The organism is Antarctobacter sediminis, assembly GCF_019218285.1.
Lineage (GTDB): Bacteria > Pseudomonadota > Alphaproteobacteria > Rhodobacterales > Rhodobacteraceae > Antarctobacter > Antarctobacter sediminis.
The window spans coordinates 31,824-50,266 of record NZ_JAHUZG010000002.1 but is presented as its reverse complement, the minus strand read 5'-3'; the positions used below and the strand labels follow the sequence as shown (position 1 = coordinate 50,266).

The window sequence follows — 18,443 nt, the reverse complement described above, 5'->3', positions numbered from 1 at the left end:
CGCTGAGATGGGGGCCACCTGATACGGAGAGCCACCATGGCGGATGCTGCCGACACCCTTTCTTCTCCTCAAAAACGCCGACGCACCGGAGGCCGGGCGGGTAACCGTCGGCGCGAGGGCGCGGTCATCGACCAGATGCCCTGGCGCCTGCCGGTCAACATCGACCGCCCCACCGAACCTCTGACCGAAGAGGGCGTGGCGCGATTGCATGACGCGACAATGCGGATCCTCGAAGACATCGGGATCGAATTCCTGCACCCCGAAGCCATCGAGATCCTCGAAAAGGCCGGTGCAACGGTTTCGGGCGAAAACGTCCGCATGGGCCGTGACATGGTTATGGAATACATCGCCAAAGCGCCGTCGAGCTTTACTCTGACGCCGCGCAACCCGGACCGCACCCTGACGGTCGGTGACGGGCACATCCTGTTCGGCAACGTGTCGTCGCCGCCGAACTACTTTGATCTCGAGATCGGCAAAAAGGTGTCGGGCACCCGTTCGCAATGTGCGAACCTTCTTAAACTGACGCAATATTTCAACTGCATCCATTTCGCGGGCGGCTACCCGGTCGAGCCGGTGGATGTTCATGCGAGTGTCCGGCACCTCGACGTGGTCTTTGACAAGCTTACGCTGACCGACAAGGTCATGCACGCCTATTCGCTGGGCAAGGAGCGGGTCGAAGACGTGATGGAGATGGTGCGCATCGCCGGTGGGCTGACCCATGAAGAGTTCGATGCCTCGCCGCGGATGTACACCAACATCAACTCGACCTCGCCGCTGAAGCACGACTTCCCGATGATGGACGGCTGGATGCGGATGGCGCGCCGGGGGCAGGGGCTTGTAGTGACGCCGTTCACGCTGGCCGGTGCCATGGCGCCTGTGACCATGGCCGGTGCCGTGGCGCAGTCTCTGGCCGAAGGGTTGGTGGCTGTTGTGCTTGCGCAGATCATCAATCCCGGCGTGCCTTGTGTCATCGGAACTTTTACCTCGAACGTCGACATGAAGACTGGTGCGCCTGCTTTTGGGACACCGGAATACATGCGCGCCACACAGATGACCGGCCAGATGGCCCGGTTCTACGGGTTGCCCATGCGGTCCAGCGGCGTTTGCGCCGCGAACGTGCCAGACGGACAGGCAATGTGGGAGACCGAGCATTCGCTTTGGGCGGCTATTCAGTCGGGGACCAACATGGTCTACCACGCGGCGGGTTGGCTCGAAGGCGGGCTGATCGCCTCGCCCGAGAAATTCGTCATGGACTGCGAAGTCTTGCAGCAGATGCAGAGGTATCTGGAGCCCGAGATCTGCGATGTCTCGGATGATGCGCTGGCTGTGGATACGATCCGCGAGGTCGGTCCGAACGGGCATTTCTTTGGGGTTCAGCACACGCAAGACCGGTACGAAACGGCCTTTTACCAGCCGTTCCTGTCGGACTGGAAGAACTTCGAGGCGTGGGAGTCGGCCGGTGCTGTCTGGACCGCAGAGCGCGCTCACACCCTGTTCAAGCGGATCATCAACGAATTCGAGGCACCAGAAATGGACGTGGCCATCCGCGAGGAACTGGAAGACTTCGTTGCCCGCCGCAAAGCCGAAGGCGGCGCGCCGACCGATTTCTGACCAAAGGGCGCTTCGGCGCCCTTTTCCTTCGCAATTGTAGATGTTTCCGGATTCTTAATCGCTGCTGGCCATGCTGCCCCCAAGGTGAAGAGGTATGGCCAGATGCATGGGTTGATCCTGCGGACCTTTCAGGTTTTTGTTGAAGATACTTACGGTCCGGGAACATGGGCGGACATCGCCGAAGGAGCAGGGCTCGAAGCGCCGGACTTCGAGGCGATGCTCAATTATCCCGAAGAGACTTACAGCGCGTTGATCGGTGCTGCGGCGTCCGTCCTGGACAAACCGGCAGAGGCGATCTGGGAGGATGTGGGGACCTATCTAGTCTCCCATCCCAACAGTGAGGGGTTACGGCGCCTGCTGCGCTTTGGCGGGGTCGATTTCATCGAATTCCTCCATTCCCTCGATGACTTGCCGGATCGGACGCGGCTGGTGGTGGCAGATCTTGTTCTGCCTGAACTGGAACTGACCGACAGTTGCAGCACCCAGTTCAAGCTTCGCGTGGGCGAGGGGTTGCCCGGATTTGGCTATGTCATGATGGGTGTTTTGCGCGCCATGGCAGATGACTATGGCGCGCTGGTGCTCCTTGATACGGAAAGCGGCCGGCGTGGAGAGCAATACCTGATGATCACCGTGATCGAGACCGCTTATGCCGAGGGGCGTGAGTTCGAACTGGCGGCCTCGGGTGGCACCGGAGGCGAAGGATGAGCATGCTTCCCGAAGAGATCCTGCACTTGATCTGCCCCATGCACCTGGTTCTGGAGCCGACGGGCCATATCCGTCAGGCCGGGCCGACCTTGCACAAGATCAGCCCGGACAGGCTGGAAGGGGCGCATGTCCTCGAAGTTTTTGAGGTCTTCCGCCCTCGTGCGGTGACCACGATGGAACAACTGCTGCAAACCGAAGGGCGCAAGATTCGCCTGCGCCTGCGGGGGGGGGTAAAGACACAGCTCTACGGCATCCTCGTCGGGGACGGGCAGGGCGGGGCGGTCGTCAACCTGTCATTTGGTATCCACGTGATGAGCGCAGTGCGGGACTATGCCCTGACAAACTCGGATTTCGCGGCGACCGATCTGGCGATGGAAATGCTGTATCTTGTCGAGGCAAAAAGCGCAGCAATGGACGCGTCGCGTAGCCTGAACACCCGGTTGCAGGGGGCAATGGTAGCCGCCGAAGAACGCGCCTTTACAGACACGTTGACGGGGCTTCGAAACCGGCGCGCACTGGATGCGATCCTTGAACGTTTCAAGCGCAGCGGCGATCCCTTCTCCTTGATGCATATCGATCTCGATTTCTTCAAGCAGGTGAATGACACGCTGGGCCACGCCGCCGGGGATCTTGTGTTGCGGCAGGTGGCTCGGGTGATGACCGATGTGATCCGTAAGGACGACACTGCGGTTCGTGTGGGCGGCGATGAATTCCTGATTGTCTTCGGAGGTTTGGTTCAGCCGCAGCGGCTCGCAGACATCGCCGAAAACCTGATTCGACGAATCGAAGAGCCGGTTTCTTACGAAGGACAGCCATGCCGGATCTCTGCCAGCATCGGTATCTCCATGTCGGATGGCGGTCCCTGCGATCCAGCGGAATTGTTGGAGCAGGCCGATATGGCGCTTTATGCCTCCAAACGAGCCGGGAGAGCGCAGTTCGGCTTCTTTACACAGGCCCCGCAGGCCGGCGATCCAGCGCGTGTGGCGGGGAAGTGATTTTCTTGCAAGTTAGGTCTTGATCCCGCCGAAACCTCATCGTAAGTAGCGCGCCACGGTTGGGGTGTAGCCAAGTGGTAAGGCAACGGTTTTTGGTACCGCGTACCGTAGGTTCGAATCCTACCACCCCAGCCAAATACCGAAGTTATCCAGTAAAAACAAAGCCCTTGAGGGGTGTGCCCAGGCCGCTGTCACACCGCACGCCCGCGCTGTAGCACAGGCTGTGACACACGGCCCTTCCCGGCGCACGCGTCGCAGCTTCGATTCCCACCAGTCCGGTCGAGGAATCGCCATGCCTTACCTCTCTCGGCGCGGCAGAATCTTCTACTTCCGAAAACGGCTCCCCCGAGCGCTCTCCGCGCGCGGATCAAACCCGTTTCTCTGTCTTTCTTTGCGAACCGATTTCCTGCTCGACGCCGTCAGACGCGCCTCCGTGCTCGTCCAGGCTCTTGAAGAGCGAGAAAGACAAATGTTGAAAGACACCGGCCACGCAGACGTCTGCCCTGAACTCAGCAAGTCCATCGGTAATCCCCCCGTTTTTTCGGGGGCTTGGTCGTAGAATTTACGCGACCGTCTTTAGTCCCTTTGCATGTGTCATCCCGCCGTTGCCCATGTTCGGGCGTTCATGGTTGTAGGACCAGAGCCACTCGGTGGCAATCTGCTGCGCCTCTTCGATGCTTTCGAAAATGTATAAGTCCAGCCATTCATGCCGGACCGTCCGGTTGTGGCGCTCGACATAGGCGTTCTGCTGAGGCTTTCCGGGCTGGATGTATGCCAAGGTAATACCCCGGCTCTCGGCCCATTCCATGAGGGTGCCACTGACGTATTCCGGGCCGTTGTCGACTCGAATTCTCCCAGGGGCACCACGCCATTCGATGATCTGGTTCAGAGCTCGGACAACCCTTTCCGCAGGCAGTGAAAAGTCGACCTCAATGCCCAGTCCTTCGCGGTTGAAGTCGTCCAGAACGTTCAGCAGCCGGAATTGCCGTCCATCCCCCAGCCTGTCGGCCATGAAGTCCATCGACCAGACTTCATTCGGGGCCTCAGGCACAGCCAGTTCGTCCGGCTTTTCCCGCTTCAGGCGCTTGCGCGGCTTGATCCTGAGATTCAACTCCAGCTCGCGGTAGATCCGGTACACCCGCTTGTGGTTCCACTTGTGCCCCTGCACGTTGCGCAGATACAGGAAACACAGGCCAAAGCCCCAAGTCTTCCTTGCAGCCGTCAGGCCGAGGAGCAGGTCGGCGATTTGCTCGCTCTCCCCGTCCAGCTTCGGGCTGTACCGATAGCACGTCTCACTGACATCGAATGCTCGGCATGCCAGCGCGATGCTGACGCCCTTCATCGCCACCGCTTTCACGGCCAACTCTCGGCGTTGAGCTGGCCGGAACATTTTTTTCCGAGCGCCTCCTTCAGCAGGTCGTTCTGCATGCTGACGTCAGCGTCCATGCGCTTCAGCCGCCGGTTCTCCTCGGCCATCGCCTTCATCTCACTAATGAGACTGGCGTCCATCCCGCCATACTTCGCCCGCCACTTGTACAGCGTGGCACTGCTCATCCCGTTCTGCGCTACAATCGATCCCCCGGATCGATTGCTATACGCTAGAACCGCGGCACAGCTCGGCCGCAGGCACACCGCCCTCCATCTGGCGCAGCACACCCATGATCTGGGCTTCTGTGAATCATGCCTTCTTCATCGGAATCTCCTCGTTCATCCTGTCGAGAAAATTCTACTTCCGCATCCCCTTAAGATCGGGGGGGGATTACCACTTCAGCGGGGGAGGATCACAATCACATGACAATTTCCGGGCACTCGGGCTGAATTCGGAGGGCGTATTTGGCATAACACCGGCAGAATGCGCAGAAGATCCTAATCCGATTGAGTGCTTCGAAAGTCCATTGGAGAATAATCCGCATCACTCGCACACCGACTTCAATGGGCTCGACAAAAGTCAAAGGAAGGCTAAGTCGCAAGAGCTTCGGCGCAAGGCGATTTCTCGCGGAAAACTTCACCCTTGAGAGCTGGGCGGTCGCGGCGTTCACTGTTGGCAGTTGACCTCTACGTTACCAAGTCTGCTTCCCGCGTCTTTGCTGCCGTTGGTCCAAGGCGCGGCAAAGGTCCGCTCCCCGCCCACCCTGTACGTGTTGAAGCCGCCGCCGTACCAGTGATAACAGCCCACTGCTGGCATAACGAAGGCGTCACGTGGACGTGATGTACCAGCGTCAGCTACTACGCGACCCAAACTCAAGGGCAACCAGATCGGAGCCTAAAATGAGCCTAACGACGAACACCCGAACTGCTAAAGCGTTGATTTTTATGGTGCCCCCACACGGCACCGAACCATTGTCCTATGTTGTTCAAAGACGTTCAATTCTCCATCATTATCCACTCAAGTAATTGATTTTGCGTAATGCAACGTCCATCGGCATCTTGCCTCGTCTCAAGTCATCCAATATCTAGAGGTGGGTACAAAGGTGGACAACTTGGGGGGGTTATGCGAGCGTTGAACAAACTGTCTTCTGCGTTCGTCAAGTCCGCACCAATCGGCAAGTACAACGATGGTGGTGGCCTCTGGCTTCACAAGCGGCCGGATGGGGGCGCACAATGGTTCTTCCGCTTCGACATGCATGGACGCCGCCATGAGATGGGTTTGGGCGGCTATCCGTTGGTGGGGCTCAAGGATGCACGCGAAGAGCGTGACCGTTGGCGTACTGTTATCCAGTCAGGAAAGAACCCGATTCGAGAGCGTGAGCGCCAAAGGCGTGAGGCGGCGCGTTCTGACAACACTTTTCGGGCTGTCACAACAGAGGCTTTCGAAGCACGGAAGGCTGAACTGAAAGACGATGGCAAGGCGGGTCGCTGGATGTCGCCTCTTGAACAACATGTTCTGCCAAAGCTCGGCAGCGTTCCGGTTGAGGATATCGACCAGCGTGACATACGCGACGTTCTAGCGCCCTTGTGGCATGTGAAGGCCGAAACGGCGCGCAAAGCTCTAAACCGAATCTCGATCGTCCTTAAGCACGCTGCGGCGATGGGGCTCGACGTGGACTTGCAGGCAACGGAGAAGGCGAGGGCCTTGCTGGGTCAGTCCCGTCACGTGGCCAAGAACATACCTTCGATGCCGTGGCAGGAGGTTCCGGCTTTCTATGCGACCCTGGGCGACGAGGCGCGATCCCATCTTGCCCTACGGCTCTACATCCTTCTCGGCGGGGGCGTTCGATTGAAGCCCCTTCGCTGCCTCCACCTCGACCAAATCGACGGAGACCTTTGGACCGTGCCCGCAGACACGTTGAAGGGTCGAAAAAACAAGACTTCGGATTATCGAATGCCTCTTTCGGCCGAAGCCCTCCACGTGATCGAGTTGGCCCGCCCGTTTGCCCGCGATGGTTTCCTGTTCGCGAACGAGACGGGCAGTGTCGTGAGTGATGTGGCAGTTGCAAAGCCCATGAAGGTTGCTGGTTTGGAAGCGCGGCCGCACGGTTTCCGAACCAGTATTCGCGTTTGGTTGGCCGAAGCGACTGATGCGCCGCATGAGGTGGCGGAAGCAATGATCGCTCATGTTGCAGACAGCACCGTGGTCCGCACATATCGGAAAACCGACTATCTCGAACAACGACGTGTCCTTCTTGAACGCTGGGCGTCTCATGTTACCGGCGGGACTAGCAGTGTGGTAAAACTAGTGGAAGTGAATTGATGAACGCATCAGTCAACCTGGAAATGCATCAGGTTATCGCGAAGGTCGTTGCACGTCTAACACACCTTTTGGAACGAGAAGCGAGGGTAGGATCGTCGACACCGAACAGGTTGTCGCCCAAGACACCGATCGCGTCGTTTGAGTTGATCGAGGCGGACCAAAACGAAGATGAAAAGGTTCGTGACCGCCCGCCGGAGGAGATAAAACCGGATCGAATAAATGACGACGAGTTTTTCGACCGACTCTCACGTCTGGTCGATCACCTAGGGGAATATGCTAGCATGATCGAGATGGCTCAGTTTCGTGTTGCTGCAAAACTACATAAAAAGTCACCCATTTCCGTGCTTCATCTCACGCCGGAAGAGATCACCACGCACTGGGACAATGGCACAACGCGCCCGGTCAATGAGCAAGAGATCGCCGAGTTGGCGGGGTTTCTCAACGGCTTGCGTGACCACTCTGAACGGGCAATTTCGGAACTGAACCGGCTGACCGCGGGGCACATGGGAATCGAAAGGCGAGCGGGGCGGCCAGCAATACGCCGCGGCAAAGAAATCGCCGTCATGCTTCTCGGCTTTGCCGTGGGCCTTGGCTTGAAAGCGACAACCAATAAGCTGAAAGCCGGCAAGGGATCTGCCATCCAAGCGGTAACCGACGCAATTCTATTGACGCAGCCGCCTGACGATCCGGCAGCCCGTGCTGTTTTCGACCAGCTACCCAAGCACTACGACGCGCTGGCGAACCTGTATCGGGCCCGCCGAAGCGATGAACCGCTGCGTTCGGCATTTGAAGCTAACAAGCGTATTGGTGAGCGAGCGGTTCGGAGACAGAATTAAAACGGACGATTTTTCTGCGCTTGTTTGGTCTTTTCTGGATGTTAATTGCCAGAGGAAACGACGATGACCGAACGTATCGCTCGCATGCCGGAAGCGAACAAGATCACCGGCAAATCGCGCAGCGCCACCTACAATGCCCTGAACCCAAAGTCGCCGTACTACGACCCGACGTTCCCCAAGCCGGTGAAGGTAGGTTCGCGCGCAATCGGCTTCCACCTTTCGGAACTGGAAGCCTGGGTTGCTTCCCGCCAGCGGGTGGAGATCTAGGCTATGCCCGAAAATAGCGCGATGCCGCCGAAGGACCCGGGTGTGGGGGTTAACAATCCCCCGCCCAAGTACTGGCAGCGACTTGGAGACGTGATCAAGCGTCTCCCCGACACGCCCCCAGGAAAGGGGGCGTGATGCTTGGCTGGATTGCGGTGGATCGTAGCCTCCTTGAGCACCCGGTTTTCAAGAAGAAACCCGACCGGATCTGCGCTTGGTTGTGGATGATTAGCACTGCGGCTTGGAAGCCCGTCAAAATGGACGCCAACGGCAAGACCGTCACCGTCAAGCGCGGTCAGCTGCTGACTTCATATCGCCAAATGAAAAACGCCACCGGGGTGGGAATCCAGGTCCTCCGGACGCTGATCGTGCGCCTCGAAAAAGAAGGTACGATCAACACGGACACAACACACGGAAGTCTTCTGATAACCATCTGTAATTACGACAAGTATCAGGCGGCTAGCGCCCGCGAAAACACGCAGGTCAACACGCCGTCAACACAGGGCCAACACACAAAAGAACAAGATTACAATATTCCCGTAGGGACGAGCGCAGCCGCGCCCGTCGATCCGACAAAAATGGTCTTTGACAGCGGTGTGCAAATCCTTGTCGCCGCAGGAATCCCCGAACGCAAGGCGCGGAGCATCATCGGGAATTGGCGCAAGGAGCATCGCGACGAGGCAGTGCTTGCGGCAATCGGCAGATGCCAGCGCGAGGGAGCGGTTAATCCTGTGGCCTTCATCGGCGGGGCGCTGCGGTTCCAGCGGGAGCAAGAGGACAAGCGAAAGTCGCATCCCGAAATAAACGAAATTCGGGAAATCAACGGTGTGCGCAAGCGCTACGCGGGCAACGGTGTCGGATGGGTGACTGAGCATGTTTGATGTTGAGGTATTCGAAGAGCGCGCGGCCATCATGGAATTTGACGGCGGCATGACCCGGTTCCGGGCCGAGACAGCAGCGGCAGAGGCGCAAGGCGTGACCCGCTGGCAGGCAATGCAGGAGGTGCGCAATGCGCAGCGAGAGCGAAATACTCAGCGAGGCCGGGATCACCGTTCGGCGCTGGATGGGCAACAACGCGCGGACGACCTGCCCGGAATGCAGCGCGGGGCGGAAAAAGAAAAAGGATCCGTGCCTCAGCGTGACGAGGACGCCGGAGGGGGTCGTCTGGCACTGCTGGCATTGCAGCCACAGCGGCGGGGGGTTCTTTGATGGGCCAGGACGTGATGCAGTGGCTGACCGAGGTCAGAAAGCTGGACGCCGCGCTTTTGGCGGATATGGGCGTGAAGGCGCAAGACCACCCGCAGCTAGGGGCGGTGGCGGCGTTCGCGTATCATCGGGGCGGCAAGCCCTACGCCGGTAAATTCCGCAAAGTCGAAGGCAAGGACTGGCGCAGCACACAGGGCATAAGCCGGGGCCTCTACAACGAGGATACCCTTCGCGCCGGATCCGGACCCGTGGTCATCACCGAAGGCGAGATTGACGCGCTCAGCGTGATGCAGGCCGGATATCTTCGCGCCGTGTCGCTGCCTGATGGCTGGACCGAGGACGGCGGCAAGCGGGAGGTCTTGGTTGAGGCCGAGGCTCTGCTGCGTCAATCGCCCTTCGTGATCGTCGCGGGCGACAACGACGCCGCCGGATCCAGCCTGCCGAAAACCGTGGCGAACATCCTTGCTGGGCATGACGTGCGCTATGCGACGTGGCCGGAAGGCTGCAAGGACGCCAACGACGTGCTTTGCAAGTTTGGCGAAGGTGAGCTTGCCCGGTGCCTTGTTGACGCCAAGAGCGTGGATCCGGAAGGCGGGTTCATCACCGGCATTTCCGATCTGCCGCCGATGCCCGCGCGCCGCGTCCTTCGTGTAGGCATGAAGCCGTTCGATTACGTATTGGCCTTTGAGGTCGGGGCTATGTCGGTCGGCACCGGGACGCCGGGATCCGGCAAATCCACCTTCACCACCTTTGCCGCCTATCACGTCGCCAAAGCGGAAAACGTCAAGGTCGGCTTCTTGGCCTTCGAAACGCACCCTTACCGGATCCGCGACCACCTCGCGCGCCTGCACACCGGTGCGCCTTGGGACAAGCTGAACCCGGAAGCGCAGGCCCGGTGCGCACACTTTTTGGACGGGCATTTCCGGATCGTTCACCGGACATTTGACGGCAACAAGGCGCACAATCTCGGATGGCTGCAAGCCATGATCTACACGCTCGCCGTCCGTGACGGGTGCAAGTTGATCGTCGTGGATCCGTGGAACGAGTTGGAACACCTTCCCGAGCCGGGCGAAAGCATGACGGCATATATCAATTTCGCCCTGCAATCCATCCGGCAATGGGCTGAGCAATACGACGCGCACATCTGCCTGATTGCACACCCGCGCAAGATGCCCACCGAGGGCAAGCCGAAGTCTCCGACGGGCTATGACATTGCCGATAGCGCGGCGTTTTTCAACAAGCCCAGCCTTGGGTTCAGCGTCCACCAAGAACAGGACGAGGACGGCGAGGAGTTCGTTCGCATTACAACCTGGAAAGTGCGCGATACCGAGCTTTACGGCTTCGCGAAAGGCGAAATTCGATTGTGTTTTTACCCCGAACGCATGGGCTATGAACAATTCAAGAGCGCAGCACGCTACCGATCCTCAAAATGAAGAAGAGTTGGCGAGACTGATCACCGATTTCGTCACACAAGACCAAGGAGCTTTGATGCCCATCCTCCCTAACACCCGCCACGAAGCTTTCGCTCAGGCGCGCGTTGCCGGCATGACGATCGACGCGGCCTATGTCGAGGCGGGCTACAAGGCGAACCGATCCAACGCCGCCCGGATGAACGCAAATGAACACATCCGGCAGCGTATTCGCGAGTTGCAGGACGCGGCCGCCGAACAGGCTGAAATGACGGCGGCACAGGTGCTGGAAGAGATCGGGCAAATCGCTTTCAGCGACATCCGCGAGCTCTTCGATCAGGACGGTCATCTCTTGCCCGTGGAGGCGATGCCCGAGAACGCCGCCAAAGCCATTCAGTCGATCAAGGTTTCGTCAATGAAGGTGCCGGGCTCCGAGGCCGGTGAAACCGTCATCACGACGGAAATCAAGTTCTGGGACAAGAACGCGGCCCTGGATCGCCTGTTCCAGTATTTCGGCCTTCATGAGCAAGCCCAACAGGCCGACCCTTTGGCGGGATTGGTCGATGCACTGATGAAATCCGCTCGGCCCTTGCCGGTGGCCACCGATAACGCGTCCGCCTGTTAAAACAGGCGGGATCGCTGCAATCGGGTTCCGGGCGCCATAACAACATCACCACAATCAGCGCAAAACCGGCAGAAATTCCGTCCCCTCATCACGTTGCCCCCACCATCGCCACATGTATAGTCGCCACAAAAACCACGAGGGGCGCACATGCTGACAGGCAACATCCGCAACCAGGTCGACCAGATCTGGAATGCCTTCTGGTCCGGCGGAGTTTCCAACCCGCTTTCCGTGATCGAGCAACTTACCTTCCTCATGTTCATCAAGCGGCTCGACGACCTGCACACCGTCGAGGAACGCAAGGCAGAAGACCTTGGCCGTCCGATCGCCCGCCGCATTTTCCCCGAAGGCACGGACGACATGGGCGAGCCTTACGACAATCTCCGCTGGTCGCGCTTCAAGCACTTCGAGGCCCGCGAAATGATGCGCATCGTGGATGAGCACGTCTTTCCCTTCCTGCGCCAGATGGGCGAAGAGGGCTCGTCCTACGGCACCCACATGAAGGATGCCCGCCTCGGCTTTTCAAACGCCAACCTGCTGGCCAAGGTCGTGCAGATGCTCGACGACATTCCCATGGATGACCGCGACACCAAGGGCGATGTCTACGAATACATGCTGGGCAAGATCGCCAGCGCGGGCACCAACGGCCAGTTCCGCACGCCCCGCCACATCATCGAGCTGATGGTCAACATCATGCAGCCCCAGCCCGGCGATACGATCTGTGATCCGGCGGCGGGCACCTGCGGCTTCCTCGTGGCGGCGGGAGAATACCTCCGGGACCACCACCCGCAGATGCTGCGAAACAAGGAGCAACGCGACCACTTCCACAACGGCATGTTCCACGGCTTCGACTTCGACGCCACAATGCTGCGGATCGGCGCCATGAACATGACCCTGCACGGGGTCGACGGCCCTGATGTCTCCTACCGCGACAGCCTCGCAGAGGAGCACGGCAGCGACGAGGGCGCCTATTCCCTGATCCTGGCCAACCCGCCCTTTGCCGGGTCGCTCGACTATGACACCACGGCCAAGGACCTGCTGAAGATCGTCAAGACCAAGAAGACCGAACTGCTCTTCATGGCGCTCTTCCTGCGGCTTTTGCGGACCGGCGGGCGGGCGGCGGTGGTCGTGCCAGACGGCGTGCTGTTTGGCTCCTCCAAGGCGCACAAGGACGTCCGCCGCATGCTGGTCGAGGAACACAAGCTCGACGCCATCATCAAGCTGCCCTCGGGCGTCTTCCGCCCCTACGCCGGTGTGTCCTGCGCCATCGTGGTCTTCACCAAGACCGGTGTCGGCGGGACGGAGGGCGTCTGGTTCTACGACATGACAGCGGACGGCTTCAGCCTTGATGACAAGCGCACGCCGCTCTTGGACGCGGAGAAGCTGGGGGCCACGCCCACGGAAGCGCTGAGTGAGGACGAGCACGCCAAGAACAACCTGCCCGACATCCTCGCCCGTTGGGGCGACTGGGAGGCAGAGGCAGAGCGGCCCCGTACCGCGCAGAGCTTTGTGGTGCCAGCGGAGGACATCGTCGCCACCGGGTCGTGGGACCTGTCGCTGAACCGCTACAAGGAAATCGAGCACGAGGAGGTCGACCACGCCGCCCCCGCCGAGATCATCGCCGAACTGCGCGTGCTGGAGGCCGAGATCGCCGAGGGTCTGGATCGGCTTGAGGGGATGCTGGAATGAGCGCCCGCCAGATAGCACTCGGGGAGCTTATGCCTTCGCGCATTCCGAGCGTGAACCCCGCCAAACATCTCCATGAGACCTTTGAGTTATGGAGCATTCCAGCGTTTGACCAAGGCGAACCTGAAATTGTTTCAGGCTCGGAGATCGGTTCTTCGAAAAAGTGCGTGGAGCCCGGCGATGTGCTCCTGTCTAGGATTGTTCCGCATATCCGACGCTCTTGGGTGGTGCGACCTTCGACAGACAACCGACAGATTGCGTCCGGCGAGTGGATCACTTTCAGAGGCGACGACTTCGATCCAAACTATCTTCGTCACATTTTGACATCTGATCCCTTCCACAGCGAGTTCATGCAAACCGTTGCGGGGGTGGGTGGCTCACTGCTTCGCGCGCGGCCTGAAGGGGTGAAGCTAATCAAAATCCCCCTCCCGCCGCTGGAGGAGCAGAAGCGGATTGCGGGGATACTGGATCAGGCAGCAGAGCTCTGCCGCCTCCGCACCCGCGCCCTCGACAAGCTGAACACCCTCGGCCAGGCGATCTTTCATGAAATTTTTGGAGAAACGCAGCCAGTCATGGAGGCAGTCGGCAATTTGGGCGAAGTTCAAGGTGGGCTACAAGTTTCGAAAAAGCGGGATTTTCATGAAAGGCGTGCCCCGTATCTCAGAGTCGCCAATGTTTACCGTGACCGGCTTGTTCTTGATGAGATCAAGACCATCGGCCTGACCGATGCAGAGGCAGAGCGGACGGAACTCCAATCCGGTGATGTGTTGATCGTTGAGGGACACGGAAACCCAGATGAAATCGGCAGGACGGCGGTCTGGGGTGGCGAGATCGTTTCTTGCGTCCACCAGAACCACTTGATCAGGTTTCGGCCAAACCAGACCCGGATTATCCCTCAGTTTTTCAGTAGTTACATGAACTCCACCGCCGGTCGGAAGCACCTAACGTCTTCTTCGCGGACGACGACGGGCCTGAACACAATCAGTACCAAAAAGGTCAAAGAGTGCATTATCCCAGTGCCAGACATAAAGGAACAAATGGCGTTCTTGGCGGGCTATGAAGGTGTCGAGAGACAGGCCAAAAAACTCACCGAGGTGCTCGCGAAGCAAGAAACCCTCTTCGCCTCCCTCCAACACCGCGCCTTCCGGGGCGAACTCTGACCGGAGATCCTCATGCCTTTTCAAAACCGTGTCGATCCGTTCGGTGCCCTTACCGCCACGCCCGCCCGCGGCACCCTGATGGGCAACCGTGGCATCCTGCATGACGACCAACGCGAGATCCGCAAGACCCATCAACATCAGCACTGGGTCACCTGCGCCTTGTCCTTCAAGGACATCAGACGCCAGCTCATGTCCCCGCGCCGCTATACGGAGCTGTTCTTTCTCGACGAGGCCACGAGTTTCGCCGCCGGGCACCGCCCCTGCTACACCTGCCGCCGTGCCCGCTACCAGGCCTTCCTCACCGCCTGGCAGGATGCACATGGCGGCGCCGAAGAGGGCCGCACGCTGCCCCACACCATCGACCGCGCCGTGCACCGGGCCCGCATCCACCGCAGGCAGAAAGTTACCTTCGACGCGCCCCTGGCCGACCTCCCCGACGGCACAATCGTGACCGACGGTGACGCGCCCTTGCTGATCCGGGACGGCGGCCTGCACCGCTGGAGCTTTGACGGCTACACCCTGTTCGAGACCCCACTGACCGGCACGGTGACCGTCCTGACCCCGGAACCACTGATCGAGGTGTTCCGCGCCGGGTATCGGCCGGATGTGCATGAGAGCCTGGGGACCCACGCGTCGTAGACGCCCCCACAGGTTGATCGACTGCGATCCGCGCTCTAGGCTCGCGCAAAGACTTGGATTTCCTGATGACACAGTTTGCGTTTCTCGCCGCCGATTTTCCTGATTTCCTCAAACACGCGCGCAAGGCGGAGACCCATGCATTGTCCGATCCGCGCGGCGCCTGTTTCTGGGCGCGGCTGACGCTGGAAACGGCGCTCAAGTGGCTCTACAGCCGGGAAAAGGCGCTGCGCCCGGTCTACAGCGACACGCTGGCCGCGATGATCGCCGAGCCCAGCCTTGAGGCCCTGACCGGCCCCGCCATCGTCACCAAGGCGCGATACATCAAGGACCAGGGCAACCGCGCCGCGCATGACTCGGGCAAACTGCTGAGTGCCCATGACGCCAGCGCCTGCGTGCGCGAGTTGTTCCATGTCTGCTACTGGATCGCCCGGACCTATGCGCGCACGGACCGGCCTGACCCTGCGCTGAGTTTCGATATGGGCAAGCTGGAAAAGTCCCTGACCATCACGGCCAGTACCGTCGCCCAGATCCAGAAGGTCGAAGCGGAGATCAAGGCGGAACGCAAGCGCGCCGCCGAGGCCGAGGAAGCCCTGCGCGCCTCCGAGGAAGGCCGTGCAAGGCTGGACGCGGAACTGGCCCGTGTGCGCGCCGAGATCACCGCATTGCGGCAGGCAAACAGCGCGGTGCCGGACGATCACGACTACAACGAGGCACAAACCCGCGACAGTTTCATCGACCTTCTGCTTGCCGAGGCCGGCTGGCCGCTGGACCAGCAACGCGACCGCGAGTTTCCGGTTCAGGGCATGCCCAACCAGACCGGCGAGGGGTTCGTCGATTACGTCCTCTGGGGCGATGACGGCAAACCGCTGGCTGTGGTCGAGGCCAAGCGCACCAAGAAGGACAGCCGTAGCGGCCAGCAACAGGCCAAGCTCTACGCCGATTGCCTTGAGGCCATGTACGGGCGCCGCCCGGTGATCTTTACCACCAATGGGTATGAGCACTGGATCTGGGACGATCTCGCCTATCCCCCGCGCGAGATTTCCGGGTTCCTGAAGAAGGACGAATTGCAACTGCTGCACCAGCGGCGTGCCAATGTCCGTTCGCTGTCCACAGTCGAGGTGGATCCCGAGATCGCGGGCCGTCACTACCAGCAACGCGCGATCCGCCGGGTGGGTGAGGCCATCGAGCGGCACGCGCAGCGCAAGGCTCTGCTGGTCATGGCGACGGGCAGCGGCAAGACGCGCACCGTGATCGCGCTGATCGACCAGCTGATGCGCGCCAACCGGGTGAAACGGGTTCTGTTCCTCGCTGATCGGATCGCCCTGGTGAAACAGGCGCATGGGGCCTTCAAGGCGCATCTGTCCTCGACACCCTGCGCCAACCTGCTGGAAAGCCACGACCCGAAGAAGAACGACTATTCCGGCGCGCGGGTCTGCCTGTCGACCTATCCCACCATGATGGGGCTGATCGAGGAATCCAAAGGCGGTGAAAAGCGCTATGGCCCCGGTCATTTCGACCTGATCGTGATCGACGAGGCGCACCGCTCCGTCTATCGCAAGTATCGCGCAATCTTCGAGTATTTCGATAGCTTGCTCGTTGGGTTGACCGCCACACCGCGCGACGAAATCGACAAGGACACCTATTCGCTCTTTGGTCTGGAAAAGGGCGTGCCAACCGATGCCTACGACCTCGATGATGCTGTTGCGGATGGCTACCTTGTGCCGCCGACGACGATCTCCGTCCCGCTGAAATTCCAGCGCGAGGGGATCGAGTACGACCAGTTGAGCGATGAGGAAAAGGAAGCCTGGGACGCCATCGAGTGGGATGAGGAAGGCACCGAGCGCGACCGTGTCGAAAGCTCGGACCTGAACAAGTGGCTGTTCAACGAGAACACCGTCGACAAGGTGCTCGAACACCTGATGCGCAACGGGATCAAGGTTGCCGGTGGCGACAGGCTGGGCAAGACCATCATCTTCGCCAAGAACAGCAAACACGCGCAGTTCATCGTTGATCGGTTCAACGTCAACTACCCGCATCACAAGGGCCAGTTCGCCAAGCTGATCGATTACAGCGTCTCCTACGCTCAGTCCCTGATCGACGACTTTTCAGAGGCTGAGAAGGCCCCGCATATCGCGGTCTCGGTCGACATGCTGGATACGGGGATCGACGTGCCCGAGGTGGTGAACCTCGTCTTCTTCAAGATCGTGCGGTCAAAGACGAAGTTCTGGCAGATGGTCGGCCGTGGCACGCGCCTCTGCCCCGATCTCTTCGGTCCCGGCGAGGACAAGCAGCAATTCGTCATCTTCGACTTCTGCCAGAACCTGGAGTTCTTTCAGGAGAACCCGAACGTCACGGACGGGCCCGGCGCGAAGCCTCTGAGTGAACGGCTCTTCGTCAGCCGGGTTGAGCTGGTCGATGCACTGGTCGAAGACGAAGACCCACATGAGGATCTGATCGGGGATACCAAGACCCGCTTGCACGACGAAGTGCTTGGCATGCCCATCAACAATTTCATCGTCCGCGCCAAGCGGCGCAGCGTGGAACGGTTTCGGGACAAAGCCAACTGGACCACGCTCGACCTTGATGCGCGCCTGGCCCTGATCGAGGACGTGGCAGGCCTCCCCACCGCCTTCGACGATGGCAATCTGCCCGCCAAACAATTCGACCTCCTGATCCTCAGCACACAGCTGGAGCTCTTGAAACAGGAAGGTCGGTTCGCTCGTCTGCAACAACGGATCATCCGCTTTGCATCGACCCTGGAAGGGCTGGCTAACGTGCCACTGGTCGCCAAGGAATTGGAGCTCATTCTCGAAATCCAGACAGACGCTTTTTGGGAGGACATCACCCCCGAGATGCTGGAAACCGTCCGGCGACGCCTGAGACATCTGGCCGAACTCATCCAGCCGACCGAGCGCAAGATTGTCATCACCGACTTCGAGGACGAGATCGGCGAGGGCACGGCGATGACGATGCCCGAGGTGGGCAGCGGCGTCGACAAGGCGCAGTTCAAGATGAAGGTCCGGCGGTTCATCGAACAGCACAGTGACCACATCACCCTGATCAAGGTTCGCCGCGGGGAAGCCCTGACACGCCAGGATCTCGACGAGTTGGAACGTATCCTGATCGAACAGAAGATCGCCAATGACACACTGATTGCCGGCCTCGCTGACGACGGCGGCCTGGGGCACTTCCTGCGCACCTTGACGGGGCTGGACCGCGTCGCCGCCAAGGACGCTTTCAGTGCCTTTGTCTCCCAGCATCAGTTGAACGCGGACCAGACAGAGTTTCTCGACATGGTCGTGGACAGCCTGACCGAAAGCGGATTTATCGATCCTGCCACCTTCTACGAGAGCCCGTTTACCGATTTCGATGACATGGGAATTGCCGGGGTTTTCGACAGAGACCAAGCGCTGGAGATCATCCAGATCGTCCAGACCCTGAACGATGCCGTGGCGGCGTAGGATGCAAATGTTTGCCAACGTCACATCGGGCGGGAAGCGGTCCTTCGCTGCAAATTGTACCAACGACCGCTTTGGGTGTTGTCGATTTTGCTGCATACAGCTTAACGGACTGTGGCCAGTGACGTTCTGGCCCATGAATTGTCGACACTGAACCCACG

General features: G+C 59.8%; 15 protein-coding genes, 1 tRNA gene and 1 pseudogene. 16 read left to right on the top strand and 1 reads right to left on the bottom strand.

The window, feature by feature from the left end:
- Positions 1 to 36 precede the first annotated feature (36 nt).
- The 5 genes from KJP30_RS07895 to KJP30_RS25165 all read left to right on the top strand — a co-directional run bounded on the left by KJP30_RS07895 (position 37) and on the right by KJP30_RS25165 (position 3,870).
- Positions 37 to 1,611 (top strand): trimethylamine methyltransferase family protein, encoded by a 1,575-nt coding sequence (locus KJP30_RS07895; protein ID WP_218448498.1) that lies wholly within the window; start codon positions 37 to 39, stop codon positions 1,609 to 1,611.
- Positions 1,612 to 1,713: 102 nt separating this feature from the next.
- The gene (locus tag KJP30_RS07890) at positions 1,714 to 2,316 is read left to right on the top strand and encodes a heme NO-binding domain-containing protein (RefSeq protein WP_218448497.1); all 603 of its coding nucleotides are present in this window, start codon (positions 1,714 to 1,716) and stop codon (positions 2,314 to 2,316) included.
- Positions 2,313 to 3,311, top strand: coding sequence for a GGDEF domain-containing protein (locus KJP30_RS07885; RefSeq protein ID WP_218448496.1), 999 nt, complete (start codon positions 2,313 to 2,315; stop codon positions 3,309 to 3,311). Before KJP30_RS07890 ends, KJP30_RS07885 begins: the two co-directional genes overlap by 4 nt.
- A 60-nt stretch (positions 3,312 to 3,371) precedes the next feature.
- Positions 3,372 to 3,446: transfer RNA gene (locus tag KJP30_RS07880), tRNA-Gln, on the top strand.
- A 157-nt stretch (positions 3,447 to 3,603) separates the two neighbouring features.
- Positions 3,604 to 3,870 (top strand): DUF6538 domain-containing protein, encoded by a 267-nt coding sequence (locus KJP30_RS25165; protein WP_343222753.1) that lies wholly within the window; start codon positions 3,604 to 3,606, stop codon positions 3,868 to 3,870.
- A 3-nt stretch (positions 3,871 to 3,873) separates the two neighbouring features.
- Here KJP30_RS25165 and KJP30_RS07875 read toward each other — a convergent pair.
- A pseudogene (locus KJP30_RS07875) lies at positions 3,874 to 4,971 on the bottom strand (IS3 family transposase).
- A gap of 831 nt (positions 4,972 to 5,802) precedes the next feature.
- Between KJP30_RS07875 and KJP30_RS07870 the strand changes: the two are divergent.
- The 11 genes from KJP30_RS07870 to KJP30_RS07820 all read left to right on the top strand — a co-directional run bounded on the left by KJP30_RS07870 (position 5,803) and on the right by KJP30_RS07820 (position 18,285).
- Positions 5,803 to 7,002, top strand: a complete 1,200-nt coding sequence (locus KJP30_RS07870; protein ID WP_218448495.1) for a tyrosine-type recombinase/integrase — start codon at positions 5,803 to 5,805, stop codon at positions 7,000 to 7,002.
- Positions 7,002 to 7,838, top strand: coding sequence for a hypothetical protein (locus tag KJP30_RS07865; RefSeq protein WP_218448494.1), 837 nt, complete (start codon positions 7,002 to 7,004; stop codon positions 7,836 to 7,838). The genes KJP30_RS07870 and KJP30_RS07865 overlap by 1 nt, the downstream gene beginning before the upstream one ends.
- A 63-nt stretch (positions 7,839 to 7,901) precedes the next feature.
- Entirely contained in the window at positions 7,902 to 8,105 is a 204-nt protein-coding gene (locus KJP30_RS07860) for a helix-turn-helix transcriptional regulator (protein ID WP_218448493.1), read from the top strand.
- Positions 8,106 to 8,239: 134 nt separating this feature from the next.
- Positions 8,240 to 8,983: a hypothetical protein gene (locus KJP30_RS07855; RefSeq protein ID WP_218448492.1), complete on the top strand. Its 744-nt coding sequence runs from the start codon at positions 8,240 to 8,242 to the stop codon at positions 8,981 to 8,983.
- Positions 8,976 to 9,311, top strand: a complete 336-nt coding sequence (locus KJP30_RS07850) for a hypothetical protein (protein WP_218448491.1) — start codon at positions 8,976 to 8,978, stop codon at positions 9,309 to 9,311. Before KJP30_RS07855 ends, KJP30_RS07850 begins: the two co-directional genes overlap by 8 nt.
- A complete protein-coding gene (locus tag KJP30_RS07845; protein WP_218448490.1) occupies positions 9,311 to 10,741 on the top strand; it encodes an AAA family ATPase in 1,431 nt (476 codons plus the stop codon). The genes KJP30_RS07850 and KJP30_RS07845 overlap by 1 nt, the downstream gene beginning before the upstream one ends.
- Positions 10,698 to 11,342, top strand: coding sequence for a terminase small subunit (locus KJP30_RS07840; protein ID WP_218448489.1), 645 nt, complete (start codon positions 10,698 to 10,700; stop codon positions 11,340 to 11,342). Before KJP30_RS07845 ends, KJP30_RS07840 begins: the two co-directional genes overlap by 44 nt.
- 147 nt (positions 11,343 to 11,489) lie before the next feature.
- A complete protein-coding gene (locus KJP30_RS07835; protein WP_218448488.1) occupies positions 11,490 to 13,028 on the top strand; it encodes a type I restriction-modification system subunit M in 1,539 nt (512 codons plus the stop codon).
- Entirely contained in the window at positions 13,025 to 14,185 is a 1,161-nt protein-coding gene (locus tag KJP30_RS07830; protein ID WP_218448487.1) for a restriction endonuclease subunit S, read from the top strand. Before KJP30_RS07835 ends, KJP30_RS07830 begins: the two co-directional genes overlap by 4 nt.
- Positions 14,186 to 14,197: 12 nt before the next feature.
- On the top strand, positions 14,198 to 14,824 hold the full coding sequence (locus KJP30_RS07825; protein ID WP_218448486.1) for a hypothetical protein: 627 nt from the start codon (positions 14,198 to 14,200) through the stop codon (positions 14,822 to 14,824).
- 65 nt (positions 14,825 to 14,889) lie between these two features.
- Positions 14,890 to 18,285, top strand: coding sequence for a DEAD/DEAH box helicase family protein (locus tag KJP30_RS07820; RefSeq protein WP_218448485.1), 3,396 nt, complete (start codon positions 14,890 to 14,892; stop codon positions 18,283 to 18,285).
- The last annotated feature ends 158 nt before the right edge of the window (positions 18,286 to 18,443 follow it).